Genomic DNA, 15,243 nt, shown 5'->3' with positions numbered 1-15,243 from the left:
GGCACCGCGCCTGCCGAGACGATGGATCACGTGTTCGCGCGGGAATTTCTCCTGGTGAACCGCCGAGCGAATCTGCCCAAGGTCCCTGCTTGCAAAGCTTGCAATGGCATCAAGAGTGGCCATGAGCACTATTTAACGACCGTGCTACCGTTCGCAAGCAACCATCAAGACGCGGTGGCCGTGCTGTCGCAGATGGTGGAGCGGCGCCTGGAAAAGAATGCCAAGCTGAAGAGCCGTCTCGCAGCCGGCCATCGGCAGGAGTTGATGCTGCAAAACGGCATCTTCGTGCCGGCCATGACGTTGCCCTTTGACGGAGACCGCGTCGGGAAGCTGTTCAAGTTCATTACCCAGGGACTGCTCTATTACCACTTCAAGGTCATTCTCGATCGGCAAAAACACGGAGTGTGGGCGGGCTTTCTCAACCGGCACGGCGAGGAGATTCACCGGCAGCTCCTGTCCAAGAATGCCCGCGCTCGGGTGCAGGGGGACATCGGCGCCGGCACTTTCGCCTACGAGGGGGTGCAAGGCGTGGATTTCCCGGAGATGTCGATCTGGGTCTTCCAGCTCTTCGGCGGCATTCGCGTCGGCGGCGATGACCACGAGCCCGAAGCGATGACACGGATGGTCGGCGGCGTGACCGCGTCGCAAAGGGTGCTGCGGCTGCTGGAAGGCGCGGATTACCCTCCTGAGGCGGCCTAGCTGACTGGTCGATCCAAGAAGTTCAGCATCAGCGATGCGACTGACATGGCTTCCCGCATCGCCCTGGAAGCATGAATCTTTGCGATGGATGGCACGAACAGGCATCGGTTCTTTTGCGGGATGCTGCGCGCGACCTCCATATTCAACTTCACGCGCGCGCCTCCAGCCTGGTTGAGATCGATTCAGAAATCGTGTGCGACAACTGGAGACCCACACAAGAACATGCCGGGTTCAGCGCCATTGGCCGCTGTCGTTGCTGACTAGACCCGCGTCCCGAAATGGCGCTCCCTAGGGGAATCGAACCCCTGTTTCAGCCTTGAGAGGGCCGCGTCCTAACCGCTAGACGAAGGGAGCGTGAGGGCCGAACCAATAGCCGCGAAACCGCGCCGCCGCAAGATCGGGGGGCGGCGTTTTCCGAAATCCGTCATGCCCGGGCTCGACCCGGGCATCCATCGATACGAGATGTCCGTGCCTGTGGCGTGGATGGCCGGGTCAAGCCCGGCCATGACGGCTTTGATGGGGCAGCACATCGGTCGAAGGGAAGGCGCATGTCCTGGCGATGGCCGGCGGGACCGAACGAACGACGCCCCGCCGCCTACGGCTCGGTGGCGAAGGTCAGGCGGCCGGTGGGTTTCAGGGTTTTGGCCTCGAAGGTGCGCAGTTCGGTGGCGCCGCCGATGTCGAGGGTGACGACCACATAGTCGCCGGCGGAGGCGGTGGAGACCACGCGGGCGCCCTTCGGCAGCCGCAGCGTGTGCTCGGTCGCGGACGGCGCGCTTCCCTCGGCGCGGAAAAGCTTATAGCCGATGGCGATCAACACCGCGGCCACCGCCAGCGTCGTGGTCAGGCCCGCGATCAGCATCATCCGCCGCACCCGCGCAAACAGTGCGGCCTGCTCGGGGGTGGGGTCGGGCGTGGCGGTGTCGGTCATGCGAATCTCTGTTTGAAGGCGGCTGTTTTGGAAGGTGCGGTTGTGGGCGAAACGCCGGAAAATCCCGTGAATGTGGTGGTGGCCGGCGACGAGGGCTCGCCGCGGCTCGACCGCGTGCTGGCGGCGCGCTGCCCCGAGCTGTCGCGGTCGCGGCTGAAAGCGCTGATCCTCGACGGCCGGGTGGCGATCGCCGGCACCCCCGTCCGCGACCCCGCTTATCACGCCTCCCCGGGCGAGACGATCACAATCGACGTGCCGCCGCCGGTCCCGGCCGAGCCGGCCGGCGAGGCGATCGCGCTCGACATCGTCTACGAGGACGCCGACATCATCGTGCTGAACAAGCCGCGCGGGCTGGTGGTGCACCCGGCGGCCGGGCACGAGACCGGCACCCTGGTCAACGCCCTGATCGCGCATTGCGGCGCGTCGCTGTCCGGGATCGGCGGGGTGAGGCGGCCGGGGATCGTGCATCGCCTGGATAAGGATACCACCGGCCTGATGGTGGCGGCCAAGAACGACAAGGCGCACCAGTCGCTGAGCGCCCAGTTCGCCGACCACGGCCGCACCGGGGAACTGCGCCGCGGCTACCTCGCCTTCGTCTGGGGGGTGCCGGGCCGCAAATACGGCACGATCGACGCGCCGATCGACCGCCACCCGCATGCGCGGGAGAAAATGGCGGTGCGCCAGGGCGGCCGCGAGGCGATCACCCATTGGGAGGTATTGGAGAACTTCGCCGGCAAGGACGGCAAGCCGGTTGCGGCGCTGATCGCCTGCCAGCTCGAGACCGGGCGGACCCACCAGATCAGGGTCCACCTCGCCCATCTCGGCCATCCCCTGCTGGGCGACGACGTCTATGGGCCGCACTTCAAGACCAAGGCCAACCAGCTCGCCCCGGCGGCGCGGCGCGCGCTCGCGGAGCTCGGACGGCAGGCGCTGCACGCGTATTTGCTGACGCTGGAGCACCCGTCGACCGGCGAGGTACTGACCTGGGAATCGCCCCTGCCGGCCGATTTGGCTCATCTTCAGGCCGCGCTGATCGCGACGGAATGACGCGGCGAAGTCAGAAAACGTAAATCATTTCACCGCGTTGTTGCGGCGTAACAACGACGTGACAAGACCGTAACTAAACTTGCGCGACTAACGTATTGTATATTGCAGGTGCGTTGGGATGGCCCAACGCGGAACATCGCAGGCCGGTCGGCTTTGACACAGCGATCTGCCTGCCTGGCCGCCCGCTATCGGGGGCCTGAAACCCAATTGGAGGGCGCTGAATGGCCCGTGCTGCTACGCTCCCGGTCCTTAACGGAGAATCCGGCCTCGCTCGTTACCTTGCGGAAATCCGCAAGTTTCCGATGCTCGAGCCCGGCCAAGAGTACATGCTCGCCAAGCGCTGGCGCGAACACGGTGATCGCGACGCGGCGCATCAACTCGTCACCAGCCACCTTCGCCTCGTCGCCAAGATCGCGATGGGCTACCGCGGCTATGGCCTGCCGATTTCCGAAGTCGTCTCCGAAGGCAACGTCGGCCTGATGCAGGCGGTGAAGCGGTTCGAGCCCGAGAAGGGCTTCCGCCTCGCCACCTACGCGATGTGGTGGATCAAGGCGTCGATTCAAGAGTACATCCTGCGTTCGTGGTCACTCGTGAAGATGGGGACCACCGCGAACCAGAAGAAGCTGTTCTTCAACCTGCGCAAGGCGAAGAGCAAGATCTCGGCGCTGGACGAGGGTGATCTGCATCCCGACCAGGTCAAGCTGATCGCGACCCGTCTCGGCGTCACCGAGCAGGACGTGGTGGACATGAACCGCCGCCTCGGCGGCGACGCCTCGCTCAACGCGCCGATCCGTGACGATGGCGAGCCGGGCGAATGGCAGGACTGGCTGGTCGATCAGTCGCCGAGCCAGGAAGCCGTGATGGCCGAGCACGAAGAGCTCGACCAGCGCCGGGCCGCGCTGAACGGCGCGATCCAGGTGCTCAACCCGCGCGAACGGCGGATCTTCGAGGCCCGCCGCCTCGCCGACGAGCCGATGACGCTGGAAGACCTCGCGGCCGAGTTTGGCGTGTCGCGCGAGCGCGTGCGCCAGATCGAGGTGCGGGCGTTCGAGAAGGTGCAGAGCGCCGTCAAGGGCACCATCGCCCGCCAGGAGCAGGCGGCGCTGGAAGCCGCGCACTGATCGCACGCCGCGATAGACCGATAGCTACGAACCCCGCCCTCACCGGCGGGGTTTTTGTTTGCGCGCTCGCATCGCGCGCGGGCCGCTGCCATATGGCGGCCTTCACGTTGCGAAGCCGATGAGCCGGCTGAAAACACAGATGTAATCCCTGCAATCCTCCTTGGTCCTGAAAGGAGGAAGCCTGATGCCCCGGACCGAGGGGACGCAGCCGTCGGTCGTGAGCGCCGATTACGACGCGGCGATCAAGACAGGAAGGACATCGCGGGCGCAGGCCTGTGGCCAACCGACGCGCCAATCCTTAACACACTGTTAACCCGCCGGGTGTGGAGTGCCCGGGCGAGATTCGTCATGGGAGCCGCGCGATGGCTGACATCATGAGCGTGCTGGCGTCGGGTTATACGTCCGCGGCGCTGCAGACGCCGTCGAAGACCAAATACGTCAATGTCGATCCGGCGCTCTACAACGGCACCTGGACCGGCACCTATTCGAACACCAAGAAGTTCTCGATCACCGTTTCCGACGTGCAGGGCTTCCGCGCGCAGGTGAAGTATCAAAGCGAAGGCACGGTGAAGTATCAGAGCGTGCTGATCAAGGACGGCTCGTTCCGGATTGGCGATACCAAGTTCGCGCTCGGCAAGAACGACACCGCCTCGATCCGCAACGTCGTCACCGATCCGGCCACCGGCCAGACCCAGCTCGTCACCGGCACGGCCAAGCGAAGCTGAGGCATCGCGCCAGCGGCTGCCCCTCGGCGGCTGTTTCGAGCGCGTCACTTTCATCAGTTGCCGTCATGGCCGGGCTCGTCCGCGCCCTCGCGCGGATCACCCGCGCATGGCGTCCGCCACCGCGGCGCCGACATCGGCAATGATCTTGTTCTGCTGATCGCGCGCCACCGCCGCGCCGGTGAGACACACCGTGACGATCAGCGGCGCATGCTGAGGCGGCCAGAGCACGGCAACGTCGTTGGCAGTGCCGTTGTCTCCGGTGCCGGTCTTGTCCGCCACCGCCCAGCCGGACGGCACGCCGGCCCGCAGGCGGGTGCCGCCGGTGGTGTTGGCCTTCAGCCAAGCAATCAGTTGCGCGCGAGATGTCGCCGACAGGGCGTCGCCCAGCGTGAGCGCGCGCAGAGTCTGCGCCATCGCACGCGGCGAGGTGGTGTCGCGCGGATCGCCGGGCAGGGCTTGGTTGAGTTCGGTTTCGATGCGATCGAGCCGCGTGGTCTCGTCGCCGAGTGATCGCGCGAACGCCGTGAGCCCGGCCGGCCCGCCGAAGCTCGCCAGCAACAGATTGCCGGCGGTGTTGTCGCTCAGCGTGATCGCGGCCTCGCACAGCTCGGCGATCGTCATGCCGCCCTCGACGTGTTTCTCGGTCGCCGGCGAATAGGTGACGAGGTCCGACTTGGTGTAGTTGACCCGGCGACCGAGGCTTTCCTGCTTGCGGTCGACCCGCGCCAGCACCACACCGGCGGCGAGCGCCTTGAAGGTGCTGCACATCGGAAACCGCTCGTCGAGACGATGACCGATCGTGCGGACGCCGGCGGTGTCGAGCACGCCGACGCCGAGCCGGCCGCCGCTGCCGGCTTCGAGCCGCGCGCAGGTATCGGCGAGTGCGTCGGCTGCCAGCGCGGCGGAACTGCCGAACAGGCCTAAGCCGGCAAGCCCCGTCGCGGCCTTCATCAATTCACGCCGATCGATCATTCATCACCTGCTACGCAAAGATTTGCGCGATATGTATCAGGAGGAAACGAGGCGGTGATGCGGCCGCTTTGTCATCCAACGTGACGATCGGGCGCGCGCGCTCGCGCCGATCTGCGACAGTGCGCCTCAGGCCGCGGCCGGGCGTCTGCAACAGCACTGTCATGCAGCATCGGTAATTCGCAGTCGATGTTTCGTCATCGACCGCCTGGTGCGGATCGCACGTCGCGCCCGATCGGGACCGCGCCGGCGCGATCGCATCGCCTCCGTTCAGTTCCCACCAAGGGCCAACTCATGCGCACCACCCTGCTGACTTCGATTACTTCCGCGCTCATCGCCGTGGCGGTCTCCGCCGGCGTCGCCGCTGCCGCCGATGGCACGATCGACAACAGCGCGCTGTCGAAATCCGAATTCCGCGATCACGCTCGCACCTTCGGCCTGGTCTACACGCTGCCGCAGAACGTCAACGACGTGCTCGACAGCACCATCCGCGGCCCGCTGAAAGAAAAGCTGCTGAACGCCAAGCTCGACACCGAAGCGCAGATGTTCAACATCCCGCACGTCACCGTGGTGCACGTCCACAGCGCCGATCCGGCGACGCCGGAGAAGATGCTGGCGGCGATGCCGAAGCTGCCGCCGGTGCTCACCGTCAAGCTGAAGACGTTCTACACCACCGAAGCCGCCAAAGGCGCCGGCCGGCCGTGGTGGTTCGATCTCGGTGTTGTCAAAGAAGGCAAGAGCTTCGACGACATGATGGCGTTCAACACCACCGCGACCGCGGCGCTGACTCCGCTGCGCGACGGCCCGCTGCCGCGCTGCACCGGCCCGGTCTATGCGGCGATGGGCGACGCTGCCAAGGATCTGGTCCGCACCGTCGGCGTCAGCGGCGTCAACGTCGTCAAGGACGGCAAGGAGCTGCGCTCGCACAATCCGCACACCACGCTGGTCTACAGCATGGCCAAGTTCACGCCGGAGCTGCAGGCGCAGATGAATCAAGCCGCCAAGGAGTTCAACCAGATCCTGCCGGACGGCATCGACGCCACCTTCAAAACCGTGTCGATCGTCGAGCTCGGCTTTGCCGGCAACGTGCTGCGCGAGGTCTATCGGATCAGCCTCGAAGACGGCGCGGTGACGACCATCGCCACCGGCAAGACCGCGTCGCTGAAGTAATCGTCGTTGCCGGGCGTCCGGCACACGGCCAAGAAAAAGGGCGGCCTTGCGGGCCGCCCTTCGTATTTCAATCGATCGTCGGCGCGCTTATTCAGCGGCCATCTTGACGTCCGGCGCGGCGGCGCGGACTTCGGCGTCGACCTGCGCTTCGAACTTGGCGAAGTTCTTCTGGAACATGCCGACCAGCTTGCGCGCGGTGGTGTCGAACGCCGCCTTGTCGGCCCAGGTCTTCACCGGGTCGAGGATTTCGCTCGGCACGCCCGGCAGCGCGGTCGGGACCGCGAAGCCGAAGTAAGGATCGGTGCGGAATTCGACGTTGCGCAAGGAGCCGTCGAGCGCCGCGGTCAGCAGCGCGCGGGTGACCTTGATCGGCATGCGGTGGCCGGTGCCGTAGATGCCGCCGGTCCAGCCGGTGTTGACCAGCCAGCAGTCGACATTGTGCTTGGCGATCAGCTCGCGCAGCATGTTGCCGTACACCGACGGATCGCGCGGCAGGAACGGCGAGCCGAAGCAGGTCGAGAATTCCGGGGTCGGCTCGGTGACGCCGCGCTCGGTGCCGGCCACCTTGGCGGTGTAGCCCGACAGGAAGTGATACATCGCCTGCGCCGGGGTCAGCTTGGCGATCGGCGGCATCACGCCGAACGCGTCGGCGGCGAGCATCACCACGTTCTTCGGCTGGCCGGCGCGGCCGGTCAGCGACGCATTCGGGATCGACTCGAGCGGATAGGCCGAGCGGGTGTTCTCGGTCTTGGAGCCGTCGTCGAAGTCCGGCTTGCGGTCGATGTCGCCGAGCACGACGTTCTCGAGCACGGCGCCGAAGCGGGTCGAGGCGGCGTAGATTTCCGGCTCGTTCTCGGCCGACAGCTTGATGCACTTGGCGTAGCAGCCGCCTTCGAAATTGAAGATGCCGTCCTTGCCCCAGCCGTGCTCGTCATCGCCGATCAGCGTGCGGTTCGGATCGGCCGACAGGGTGGTCTTGCCGGTGCCGGACAGGCCGAAGAAGATCGCGGTGTCGCCGTTCGGGCCGACGTTGGCCGAGCAGTGCATCGGCAGCCCGCCATTCTCGGGCAGATAGTAGTTCAGCGTGGTGAACACGCTCTTCTTCATTTCACCGGCGTACTGAGTGCCGCCGATCAGCACGATCTTACGGGCGAAGTCGATCGCGACGACGTTTTCGGAGCGGCAGCCATGGCGCTTCGGATCAGCGCGGAAGCTCGGCAAATCGATCAGCGTCAGCCCGGGAACGAAGTTCTCCAGCTCGGCGCGCTCGGGACGGCGCAGCAGCGTGCGGATGAACAGCGAGTGCCAGGCGAGCTCGGTGTAAACGCGGGTCTTGATGCGGAAGGTCGGATCGGCGCCGCCGTACAGGTCCTGCGCGAACAGGGTCATGCCTTCGGCGTGCTTGAGGAAGTCCTGATACAGCGTCTCGAACTGCTCGGCAGTGATCGACTGATTACCACCCCACCACATGGTGTTTTCGGTGGTGGCGTCGCGCACCGTGAATTTGTCCTTCGGGCTGCGACCGGTGAATACGCCGGTGTCGGCGACGAGGGCACCGCCGGCGGACAGGATGGCTTCTCCATGCTTCAGAGCATAGTTGTAGAGCTGCGGCGCGCCGAAGTTCCAGTACACGCCCTTGAGATTCTTAAGGCCGAATTTGTCGGCGCCGTAGAGGCGATTTCTAATGCCGAGGTCCGAAGATTGAGAAGACTCAACGAAGATTTCGCTGAGAAGGGCGCCGCTCAAGTCGACGCCTTTTGCTCCAAAGAAGTTGCATTCAAATATTCTCGCGCCATCGAATGATGCTCCCGTAAGATCGGCGCCGGTAAAGTCCCAACCATCGATAACGCACCCCCTAAAAACAACGTTACGAAGGTCCGAAAATTTCAGATCTGAGCCTGGATCGAGTCCTGCAACTGACAACAAAACGTCAAACCGATCAGTTTGACTATTGAGGACCGATTCGAGTCGATCCACGACGGCGCTATCAATTAAACTCACGGAGGACCTCCAGATGGTTTTCGACGCCGCCCTTCTAGAGTGCTTTGAGCAAGAACTACGCGTTCGTCGCCAGTGCGCGCAAAACGCTCCGTTGCGGCAGAAAGAATGAGCAGTTTCGCAACGGCTTCCTTGTTTGGCTTCTCTGATGCGCTAGTCCACCACGGCTTCGAGGCAATCGGTTGAACATCCAATACCAGATCCTGGGGCCTCACCTTAACGGATAGGGAGATGGAGAACTTGCTATTAGATACGTTCAGCTCGCATAAGGGAGGAATGTCTGATTCATCTGACCTCGGCGCTCGCAAATACGTACCTTCAAGAACGTCACCGTTAATCTCCGCAATGCGCCATCGATCGTTCGGGAGCGAGCTAATACGGGAATTCCGAACCTCCACTTTTCGATCGATCGCCTTCGTGGCTAGTTTTTCGGACTTGATTTTTCCGGCCATAGACACGCTAGGAAGAATACCTTCGGCAATTCCAATGCCTAGTTTGGCGCCAGCTTCGGCAGACTGTGATACATTAAGCTCACCTTTGTCGTGCTCAATGAATGTTTCGAACAGTTTTTTCGCGACGTCTCCTAAGCGAGTGCCTTGTTCAACAGAACATCCACGGAATTGAGCCGATAGTTCGGCCTGAGCTAATTTAACCTGCACCCGCCAGGTAGGAGTACTAACCATTTGCTCAGCAAAACGAAGATCCGCCCAAACAGGGATATTCTTGCGTCTGCCTCCCTGTTGAGGTGGCCACAGTTGTAGTTCAACAATATCGATTGGTTCGGCTAAGTTTTTTGGGTTTACGAAATCGTACTCGTCAAGCGCTTCAGAGCCTTCGCGCCCAGTGTGAGCCATAAAATGGTACCTGTGCCTTGAGATTAACAAAGCAAGTTTAGCCCAACTTTCTAACGATCCAAAGTGGGCGAACCCTCAAGTATATGAGCCGCCTCTCGTCGTGCAGGCCCCAACTCAAAAGCGGTTCGACAGAAAACCATCCGCCAAACCAAAAGGGCGGCCTTGCGGCCGCCCTTTGACGATCGAACGGATGATGCGGCGCGCTTATTCGGCGGCCATCTTGACGTCCGGCGCGGCGGCGCGGACTTCGGCGTCGACCTGCGCTTCGAACTTGGCGAAGTTCTTCTGGAACATGCCGACCAGCTTGCGGGCGGTGGTGTCGAACGCCGCCTTGTCGGCCCAGGTCTTCACCGGGTCGAGGATTTCGCTCGGCACGCCCGGCAGCGCGGTCGGGACCGCGAAGCCGAAGTAAGGATCGGTGCGGAATTCGACGTTGCGCAAGGAGCCGTCGAGCGCCGCGGTCAGCAGCGCGCGGGTGACCTTGATCGGCATGCGATGGCCGGTGCCGTAGATGCCGCCGGTCCAACCGGTGTTGACCAGCCAGCAGTCGACATTGTGCTTGGCGATCAGCTCGCGCAGCATGTTGCCGTACACCGACGGATCGCGCGGCAGGAACGGCGAGCCGAAGCAGGTCGAGAATTCCGGGGTCGGCTCGGTGACGCCACGCTCGGTGCCGGCCACCTTGGCGGTGTAGCCCGACAGGAAGTGATACATCGCCTGCGCCGGGGTCAGCTTGGCGATCGGCGGCATCACGCCGAACGCGTCGGCGGCGAGCATCACCACGTTCTTCGGCTGGCCGGCGCGGCCGGTCAGCGACGCATTCGGGATCGACTCGAGCGGATAGGCCGAGCGGGTGTTCTCGGTCTTGGAGCCGTCGTCGAAGTCCGGCTTGCGGTCGATGTCGCCGAGCACGACGTTCTCGAGCACGGCGCCGAAGCGGGTCGAGGCGGCGTAGATTTCCGGCTCGTTCTCGGCCGACAGCTTGATGCACTTGGCGTAGCAGCCGCCTTCGAAGTTGAAGACGCCGTCCTTGCCCCAGCCGTGCTCATCGTCGCCGATCAGCGTGCGGTTCGGATCGGCCGACAGGGTGGTCTTGCCGGTGCCGGACAGGCCGAAGAAGATCGCGGTGTCGCCGTTCGGGCCGACGTTGGCCGAGCAGTGCATCGGCAGCACGCCCTTCTCGGGCAGGTAGTAGTTCAGCGTGGTGAACACGCTCTTCTTCATTTCACCGGCGTACTGAGTGCCGCCGATCAGCACGATCTTACGGGCGAAGTCGATCGCGACGACGTTTTCGGAGCGGCAGCCATGGCGCTTCGGATCAGCGCGGAAGCTCGGCAAATCGATCAGCGTCAGCTCGGGAACGAAGTTCTCCAGCTCGGCGCGCTCGGGACGGCGCAGCAGCGTGCGGATGAACAGCGAGTGCCAGGCGAGCTCGGTGTAAACGCGGGTCTTGATGCGGAAGGTCGGATCGGCGCCGCCGTACAGGTCCTGCGCGAACAGGGTCATGCCTTCGGCGTGCTTGAGGAAGTCCTGATACAGCGTCTCGAACTGCTCGGCAGTGATCGACTGATTACCACCCCACCACATGGTGTTTTCGGTGGTGGCGTCGCGCACCGTGAATTTGTCCTTCGGGCTGCGACCGGTGAATACGCCGGTGTCCGCGACAAGCGCGCCATCCGACGACAACACCGCTTCGCTGTTCTTCAGGGCGTGCTCATAGAGCTGAGGTGCACCGAAGTTCCAGTACACGCCTTTGAGATTTTTGAGGCCGAATTTGTCGGTGCCGTAAGCACCGTTATGCACGCCCGTCTCTTGCACGAATAGATCCTCCTCGAATCCGCGTTGTCTCGATCGCGCGATTGCCGCCAACGCGCATCACTGGCCGCGGTAACGTCAATATATACCGCCCTGATCCAGTGGGGCGACTGAATAGTGGCGAACGAGGGGTTTGCCAACCCGGCCGGCATTATTTCGTTTACCGCCGAGCGACATTGCGCTGGCTCAAGTCATTCCGTTTTGCGGGCAATGTCAGCCATGCGTTTCAGCATGTCCCGCAATGCAACAGAGTTTTCCACGCGACTTGGAAAGTCGAGCCGCAGGGTCGCACGCTCACATTGCAGATCGAGACCTTCGGGGTCGATGCCGGTGCAGCGCCAGTCGGCTTCGCCGGCGCCGAGTAGCTGCGTTGCGTACAACTTCATTGTATCTGGATGATCGGCATTGATGTGCTCGACCGCCGAAGCCTCGACCTCGAGCAGCGCCTCTGCGCCGGTCAGGTCGGTCAAGTAACGGTCGGGCGAAAGGTCGAGGATGCGGCCGAACCCGGCCACCAGATGCAGCCCCGAGCTCTCGATCTTGAACAATGAGAAATCGGCAAAGTCGATGTAGCCCTCTGCTCCGGGATGCGCCGCGAGATACCGCCGCCGCCACAGCGGCAGCTCGTCAGGGCGCGCCGCAACGACTTTGCCGACCAACATGATCCGCGCGCCCTCGAGCGGGTCTCCGGCACTGCGCTCATCCAGCATCAGCGATACCCGCGGGTCGGCCAGGACGTTGCGGGTATGGATCGCAAGGCGGGAGATCAGCAGCAGCGGCGAGCCGTCGGGATGGCTGGCGAGATTGACCAGTGAGCAATACGGCGCACCGTCTTTCTCCATCAGGGTCGCCAGCGCGCCCTCGCGGCGGCGGCGCAGCAGCGACTTGGCGAGCTTGGGGGCGCTGAAATCGGGGGTCGGCTGCATCGAACACCTGTCGATTGGAGTTCAGTTCCTGCCAAGGATTGGCAGGTTGGGCCCTTTGCAGCCCGAAAAACCGGCATATATCAGGGCCGGCTTGGCCCGATCGCGCGAATTCGGAACCGGCCACATTTCAGCCCAGCTTGCATTGCTCGTTGACTGTGCTTTCTGGGCCACCTCACACCGCGGATCGCCGAATCGTTTCGCTGTCTCGCCACGCCGTTTCGGAAAGAAGCCTCATGCCTACAATCGCTTTGGTCGACGACGACCGCAACATTCTGACTTCGGTCTCGATCGCGCTGGAAGCCGAAGGCTACCGGATCATGACCTATACCGACGGCGCCTCGGCGCTCGACGGCTTCCGGACCACGCCGCCCGACCTTGCCATCCTCGACATCAAGATGCCGCGGATGGATGGCATGGAAACGCTGCGCCGGCTGCGGCAGAAGTCCGACCTGCCGGTGATCTTCCTCACCTCCAAGGACGAGGAGATCGACGAGCTGTTCGGCCTGAAGATGGGCGCCGACGATTTCATCCGGAAGCCGTTCTCGCAGCGGCTGCTGGTGGAGCGCGTCAAGGCGGTGCTGCGGCGCTCGGCGCCGAAGGATCCGGCGGCGGCTCCGAAGGAGAACGACGCCAAGGCGCTCGACCGCGGCCCGCTGCGGATGGACCCGGAGCGCCATACCTGCACCTGGAAGAACGAACCGGTGACCCTGACAGTCACCGAATTCCTGATCCTGCAGGCGCTGGCGACCCGGCCCGGCGTGGTGAAGAGCCGCAATGCCTTGATGGACGCGGCCTATGACGACCAGGTCTATGTCGACGACCGAACCATCGACAGCCACATCAAGCGGCTGCGCAAGAAGTTCAAAGCGGTCGACGACGAGTTCGAGATGATCGAGACGCTGTACGGCGTCGGCTATCGTTTCAAGGAAATCTGATCGGGCGTATGTCGCCGGCGCTGCGGCTGACGATGTCGCTGCATTGCGCTACAATCCGCGACGCGCGCTTGGCACGTGTCGGTAACCATCGGGCTGATGGCCATTGCTAGATCGCACCTCGCCTGATCCAGATGTCCGCGACACCGACGATGATTCCTCGGTGCGCGATGAGACTCCGGTGCGCGGCCGCCGTTGGCCGCGGCCGCTCGACTGGGTGCGCCGTACCGGTCAGTTCTTCTTCACGCTCAGCTTCTCGAGCCTGACGCGGCGAATTCTGTCGCTGAACCTCGCCGGCCTGCTCGCGCTGTCGACCAGCATTCTGTACCTGTCGCAATTCCGCGCCGGCCTGATCGACGCCCGCGCCCAGAGCCTACTGGTGCAGGCCGAAATCATCGCCGGTGCGATCGCCGCTTCTGCAACGGTCGAAACCAACACCATCACCATCGATCCCGACCGGCTGCTCGACCTCAAGCCCGGCGAGAGCTACGGCCCACCGGACGAATATGCGGTGCTGGATTTCCCGATCAATCCGGAGCGCGTCGCGCCGGTGCTGCGGCGGCTGATCTCGCCGACCAAGACCCGGGCCCGGATCTACGATCGCGACGGCGTGCTGATCCTCGACAGCCGCAGCCTGTATGGCCGCGGCGACGTGATGCGGTTCGAGCTGCCGCCGCCGACCGCCGAGAAGCCCGGCATCGTCGAGCGGGCGATGATCGCGATCCGCACCTGGTTCAATCGCGGCGACCTGCCGCTGTATCGCGAGCTCGGGCCGGAGAACGGCAACGGCTATCAGGAAGTCGCGCAGTCGCTCAAAGGCCAGAAGAGCAGCATGGTGCGCATCAACGACCGCGGCGAAGTGATCGTCTCGGTATCGGTGCCGGTGCAGCGCTTCCGCGCGATCTACGGCTCGCTGATGCTGTCGACCCAGGGCGACGACATCGACCAGATGGTCACCGCCGAGCGGCTCGCGATCCTCAAAGTGTTCGGCGTCGCCGCCGTGGTGATGTTCGTGCTGTCGGTGCTGCTGGCCTCGACCATCGCGGGTCCGGTACGCCGGCTCGCCGACGCCGCCGAGCGGGTTCGCCGCCGCATCCGCGCCCGCGTCGAGATCCCGGATTTCACCAAGCGCCGCGACGAGATCGGGCATCTGTCCGGCGCGCTGCGCGACATGACGGACTCGCTCTACAACCGCATCGAGGCGATCGAGCGGTTCGCCGCCGACGTCAGCCACGAACTGAAGAATCCGCTGACCTCGCTGCGCTCGGCGGTGGAAACGCTGCCGCTGGCCAAAACCGACAACAGCAGGGCGCGGCTGCTCAGCGTGATCGAACACGACGTCAAACGGCTCGACCGGCTGATCTCGGACATTTCCGACGCCAGCCGGCTCGACGCCGAATTGCAGCGCCAGGACGCCGCGCAGGTCGATCTGCGCCGGCTGCTGACGACGCTGACGCTGGTCGCCAACGAGACCCGACTCGGCCACAACGCGCTGGTCGAGGTGAAATTCGACGGCCCGGCAGCCGATCAGTTTTCGGTGCCCGGCCACGACTCCCGGCTCGGCCAGGTGATCTCCAATCTGCTGTCGAACGCGCAGTCGTTCTCGCGCGAAGGCGGCAAGGTCCGCATCCTGTGCCGCCGCCGCAAGACCGAGATCGAGATCATCGTCGAGGACGAGGGCCCCGGCATCCGCGACGACGCATTCGAGAAGATCTTCGAGCGCTTCTACACCGACCGACCGCACCAGGGCTTCGGCCAGAATTCGGGCCTCGGCCTGTCGATCTCCAAGCAGATTGTCGAAGCCCATGGCGGCAAGATCTGGGCTGAGAACCGGGTCGGCCCGCGCGGCGAGGACGGCGAACCGACCATCGCCGGCGCCCGCTTCATCGTTCGGCTGCCGGCGACATGACCGAAGCTGTGCCGCGCACCGTCCATGCCTCCGCCGTGAAGGTCGGGGATCTGGCGGTGGTGATTCGCGGCCCGTCCGGCTCCGGCAAGTCGCGGCTGGCCTGGGCGCTGATCCTCGCCGGCCGTGCCGGCCGGGTCCCGCCGGTGG

General features: G+C 64.1%; 13 protein-coding genes, 1 tRNA gene and 2 pseudogenes. 8 read left to right on the top strand and 8 right to left on the bottom strand.

All coding sequences use genetic code 11. The features are described 5' to 3' along the window. The coding region (locus DYI24_RS08735) for a hypothetical protein (protein WP_164572008.1) at positions 1 to 699 on the top strand (699 nt) is incomplete at its 5' end. A 279-nt stretch (positions 700 to 978) separates the two neighbouring features. On the opposite strand, the gene DYI24_RS08730 is transcribed toward DYI24_RS08735, so the two are convergent. Together DYI24_RS08730 and DYI24_RS08725 are read right to left on the bottom strand one after the other, a co-directional pair. Then, a tRNA-Glu gene (locus tag DYI24_RS08730) sits at positions 979 to 1,053 on the bottom strand. 241 nt (positions 1,054 to 1,294) lie between these two features. Beyond that, entirely contained in the window at positions 1,295 to 1,630 is a 336-nt protein-coding gene (locus tag DYI24_RS08725) for a hypothetical protein (RefSeq protein ID WP_205523439.1), read from the bottom strand. 72 nt (positions 1,631 to 1,702) lie between these two features. On the opposite strand from DYI24_RS08725, the gene DYI24_RS08720 reads away from it, so the two are divergent. The 3 genes from DYI24_RS08720 to DYI24_RS08710 all read left to right on the top strand — a co-directional run bounded on the left by DYI24_RS08720 (position 1,703) and on the right by DYI24_RS08710 (position 4,523). Then, positions 1,703 to 2,677: an RluA family pseudouridine synthase gene (locus DYI24_RS08720; protein WP_164572009.1), complete on the top strand. Its 975-nt coding sequence runs from the start codon at positions 1,703 to 1,705 to the stop codon at positions 2,675 to 2,677. Positions 2,678 to 2,898: 221 nt separating this feature from the next. After that, positions 2,899 to 3,798, top strand: coding sequence for an RNA polymerase sigma factor RpoH (gene rpoH, locus DYI24_RS08715; protein WP_107342595.1), 900 nt, complete (start codon positions 2,899 to 2,901; stop codon positions 3,796 to 3,798). Positions 3,799 to 4,160: 362 nt separating this feature from the next. Next, entirely contained in the window at positions 4,161 to 4,523 is a 363-nt protein-coding gene (locus DYI24_RS08710) for a hypothetical protein (RefSeq protein ID WP_107342593.1), read from the top strand. Between the two features lie 96 nt (positions 4,524 to 4,619). Here DYI24_RS08710 and bla read toward each other — a convergent pair whose 3' ends face one another. After that, the gene (bla, locus tag DYI24_RS08705) at positions 4,620 to 5,495 is read right to left on the bottom strand and encodes a class A beta-lactamase (protein WP_164572007.1); all 876 of its coding nucleotides are present in this window, start codon (positions 5,493 to 5,495) and stop codon (positions 4,620 to 4,622) included. A 291-nt stretch (positions 5,496 to 5,786) separates the two neighbouring features. On the opposite strand from bla, the gene DYI24_RS08700 reads away from it, so the two are divergent. After that, positions 5,787 to 6,662, top strand: a complete 876-nt coding sequence (locus DYI24_RS08700; RefSeq protein WP_164572006.1) for a hypothetical protein — start codon at positions 5,787 to 5,789, stop codon at positions 6,660 to 6,662. An 87-nt stretch (positions 6,663 to 6,749) separates the two neighbouring features. Here the strand turns inward: DYI24_RS08700 and DYI24_RS08695 are convergent, their stop codons facing one another. The 5 genes and pseudogenes from DYI24_RS08695 to DYI24_RS08680 form a co-directional block, all read right to left on the bottom strand. Beyond that, positions 6,750 to 8,384 carry a phosphoenolpyruvate carboxykinase gene (locus DYI24_RS08695; RefSeq protein WP_349627755.1) on the bottom strand — a complete coding sequence of 545 codons (1,635 nt, stop codon included), beginning with the start codon at positions 8,382 to 8,384 and terminating at the stop codon, positions 6,750 to 6,752. Between the two features lie 57 nt (positions 8,385 to 8,441). After that, positions 8,442 to 8,639 (bottom strand): annotated as a pseudogene (locus tag DYI24_RS28745) (pentapeptide repeat-containing protein); the annotation flags it as partial. A 20-nt stretch (positions 8,640 to 8,659) separates the two neighbouring features. Next, a complete protein-coding gene (locus DYI24_RS08690) occupies positions 8,660 to 9,514 on the bottom strand; it encodes a hypothetical protein (RefSeq protein ID WP_164572004.1) in 855 nt (284 codons plus the stop codon). 204 nt (positions 9,515 to 9,718) lie between these two features. Then, positions 9,719 to 11,332: a phosphoenolpyruvate carboxykinase gene (locus DYI24_RS08685; protein ID WP_107342590.1), complete on the bottom strand. Its 1,614-nt coding sequence runs from the start codon at positions 11,330 to 11,332 to the stop codon at positions 9,719 to 9,721. Positions 11,333 to 11,520: 188 nt separating this feature from the next. Then, positions 11,521 to 12,255, bottom strand: a complete 735-nt coding sequence (locus DYI24_RS08680) for a HugZ family pyridoxamine 5'-phosphate oxidase (RefSeq protein WP_164572003.1) — start codon at positions 12,253 to 12,255, stop codon at positions 11,521 to 11,523. A 233-nt stretch (positions 12,256 to 12,488) separates the two neighbouring features. On the opposite strand from DYI24_RS08680, the gene DYI24_RS08675 reads away from it, so the two are divergent. From DYI24_RS08675 to DYI24_RS28270, 3 genes and pseudogenes are all read left to right on the top strand, one after another. Then, positions 12,489 to 13,190: a response regulator transcription factor gene (locus DYI24_RS08675; protein WP_011155926.1), complete on the top strand. Its 702-nt coding sequence runs from the start codon at positions 12,489 to 12,491 to the stop codon at positions 13,188 to 13,190. 103 nt (positions 13,191 to 13,293) lie between these two features. Beyond that, positions 13,294 to 15,096, top strand: a complete 1,803-nt coding sequence (locus tag DYI24_RS08670; RefSeq protein WP_164572002.1) for a sensor histidine kinase — start codon at positions 13,294 to 13,296, stop codon at positions 15,094 to 15,096. Next, positions 15,093 to 15,243 (top strand): annotated as a pseudogene (locus DYI24_RS28270) (serine kinase); the annotation flags it as partial. The gene DYI24_RS08670 and the pseudogene DYI24_RS28270, both read left to right, overlap by 4 nt.

Origin of the sequence: Rhodopseudomonas sp. BR0C11 (assembly GCF_010820945.1) — a bacterium.
GTDB lineage: Bacteria > Pseudomonadota > Alphaproteobacteria > Rhizobiales > Xanthobacteraceae > Rhodopseudomonas > Rhodopseudomonas palustris_H.
This window is presented reverse-complemented; position numbering and strand designations above follow the sequence as displayed.

Excerpts from the sequence above, each read along its gene's own strand:
- DYI24_RS08725 (WP_205523439.1), bottom strand. The coding sequence starts at position 1,630 with ATGACCGACACCGCCACGCCCGACCCCACCCCCGAGCAGGCCGCACTG.
- rpoH (WP_107342595.1), top strand. The coding sequence starts at position 2,899 with ATGGCCCGTGCTGCTACGCTCCCGGTCCTTAACGGAGAATCCGGCCTC.
- DYI24_RS08710 (WP_107342593.1), top strand. The coding sequence starts at position 4,161 with ATGGCTGACATCATGAGCGTGCTGGCGTCGGGTTATACGTCCGCGGCG.
- bla (WP_164572007.1), bottom strand. The coding sequence starts at position 5,495 with ATGATCGATCGGCGTGAATTGATGAAGGCCGCGACGGGGCTTGCCGGC.
- DYI24_RS08700 (WP_164572006.1), top strand. The coding sequence starts at position 5,787 with ATGCGCACCACCCTGCTGACTTCGATTACTTCCGCGCTCATCGCCGTG.
- DYI24_RS08690 (WP_164572004.1), bottom strand. The coding sequence starts at position 9,514 with ATGGCTCACACTGGGCGCGAAGGCTCTGAAGCGCTTGACGAGTACGAT.
- DYI24_RS08680 (WP_164572003.1), bottom strand. The coding sequence starts at position 12,255 with ATGCAGCCGACCCCCGATTTCAGCGCCCCCAAGCTCGCCAAGTCGCTG.
- DYI24_RS08675 (WP_011155926.1), top strand. The coding sequence starts at position 12,489 with ATGCCTACAATCGCTTTGGTCGACGACGACCGCAACATTCTGACTTCG.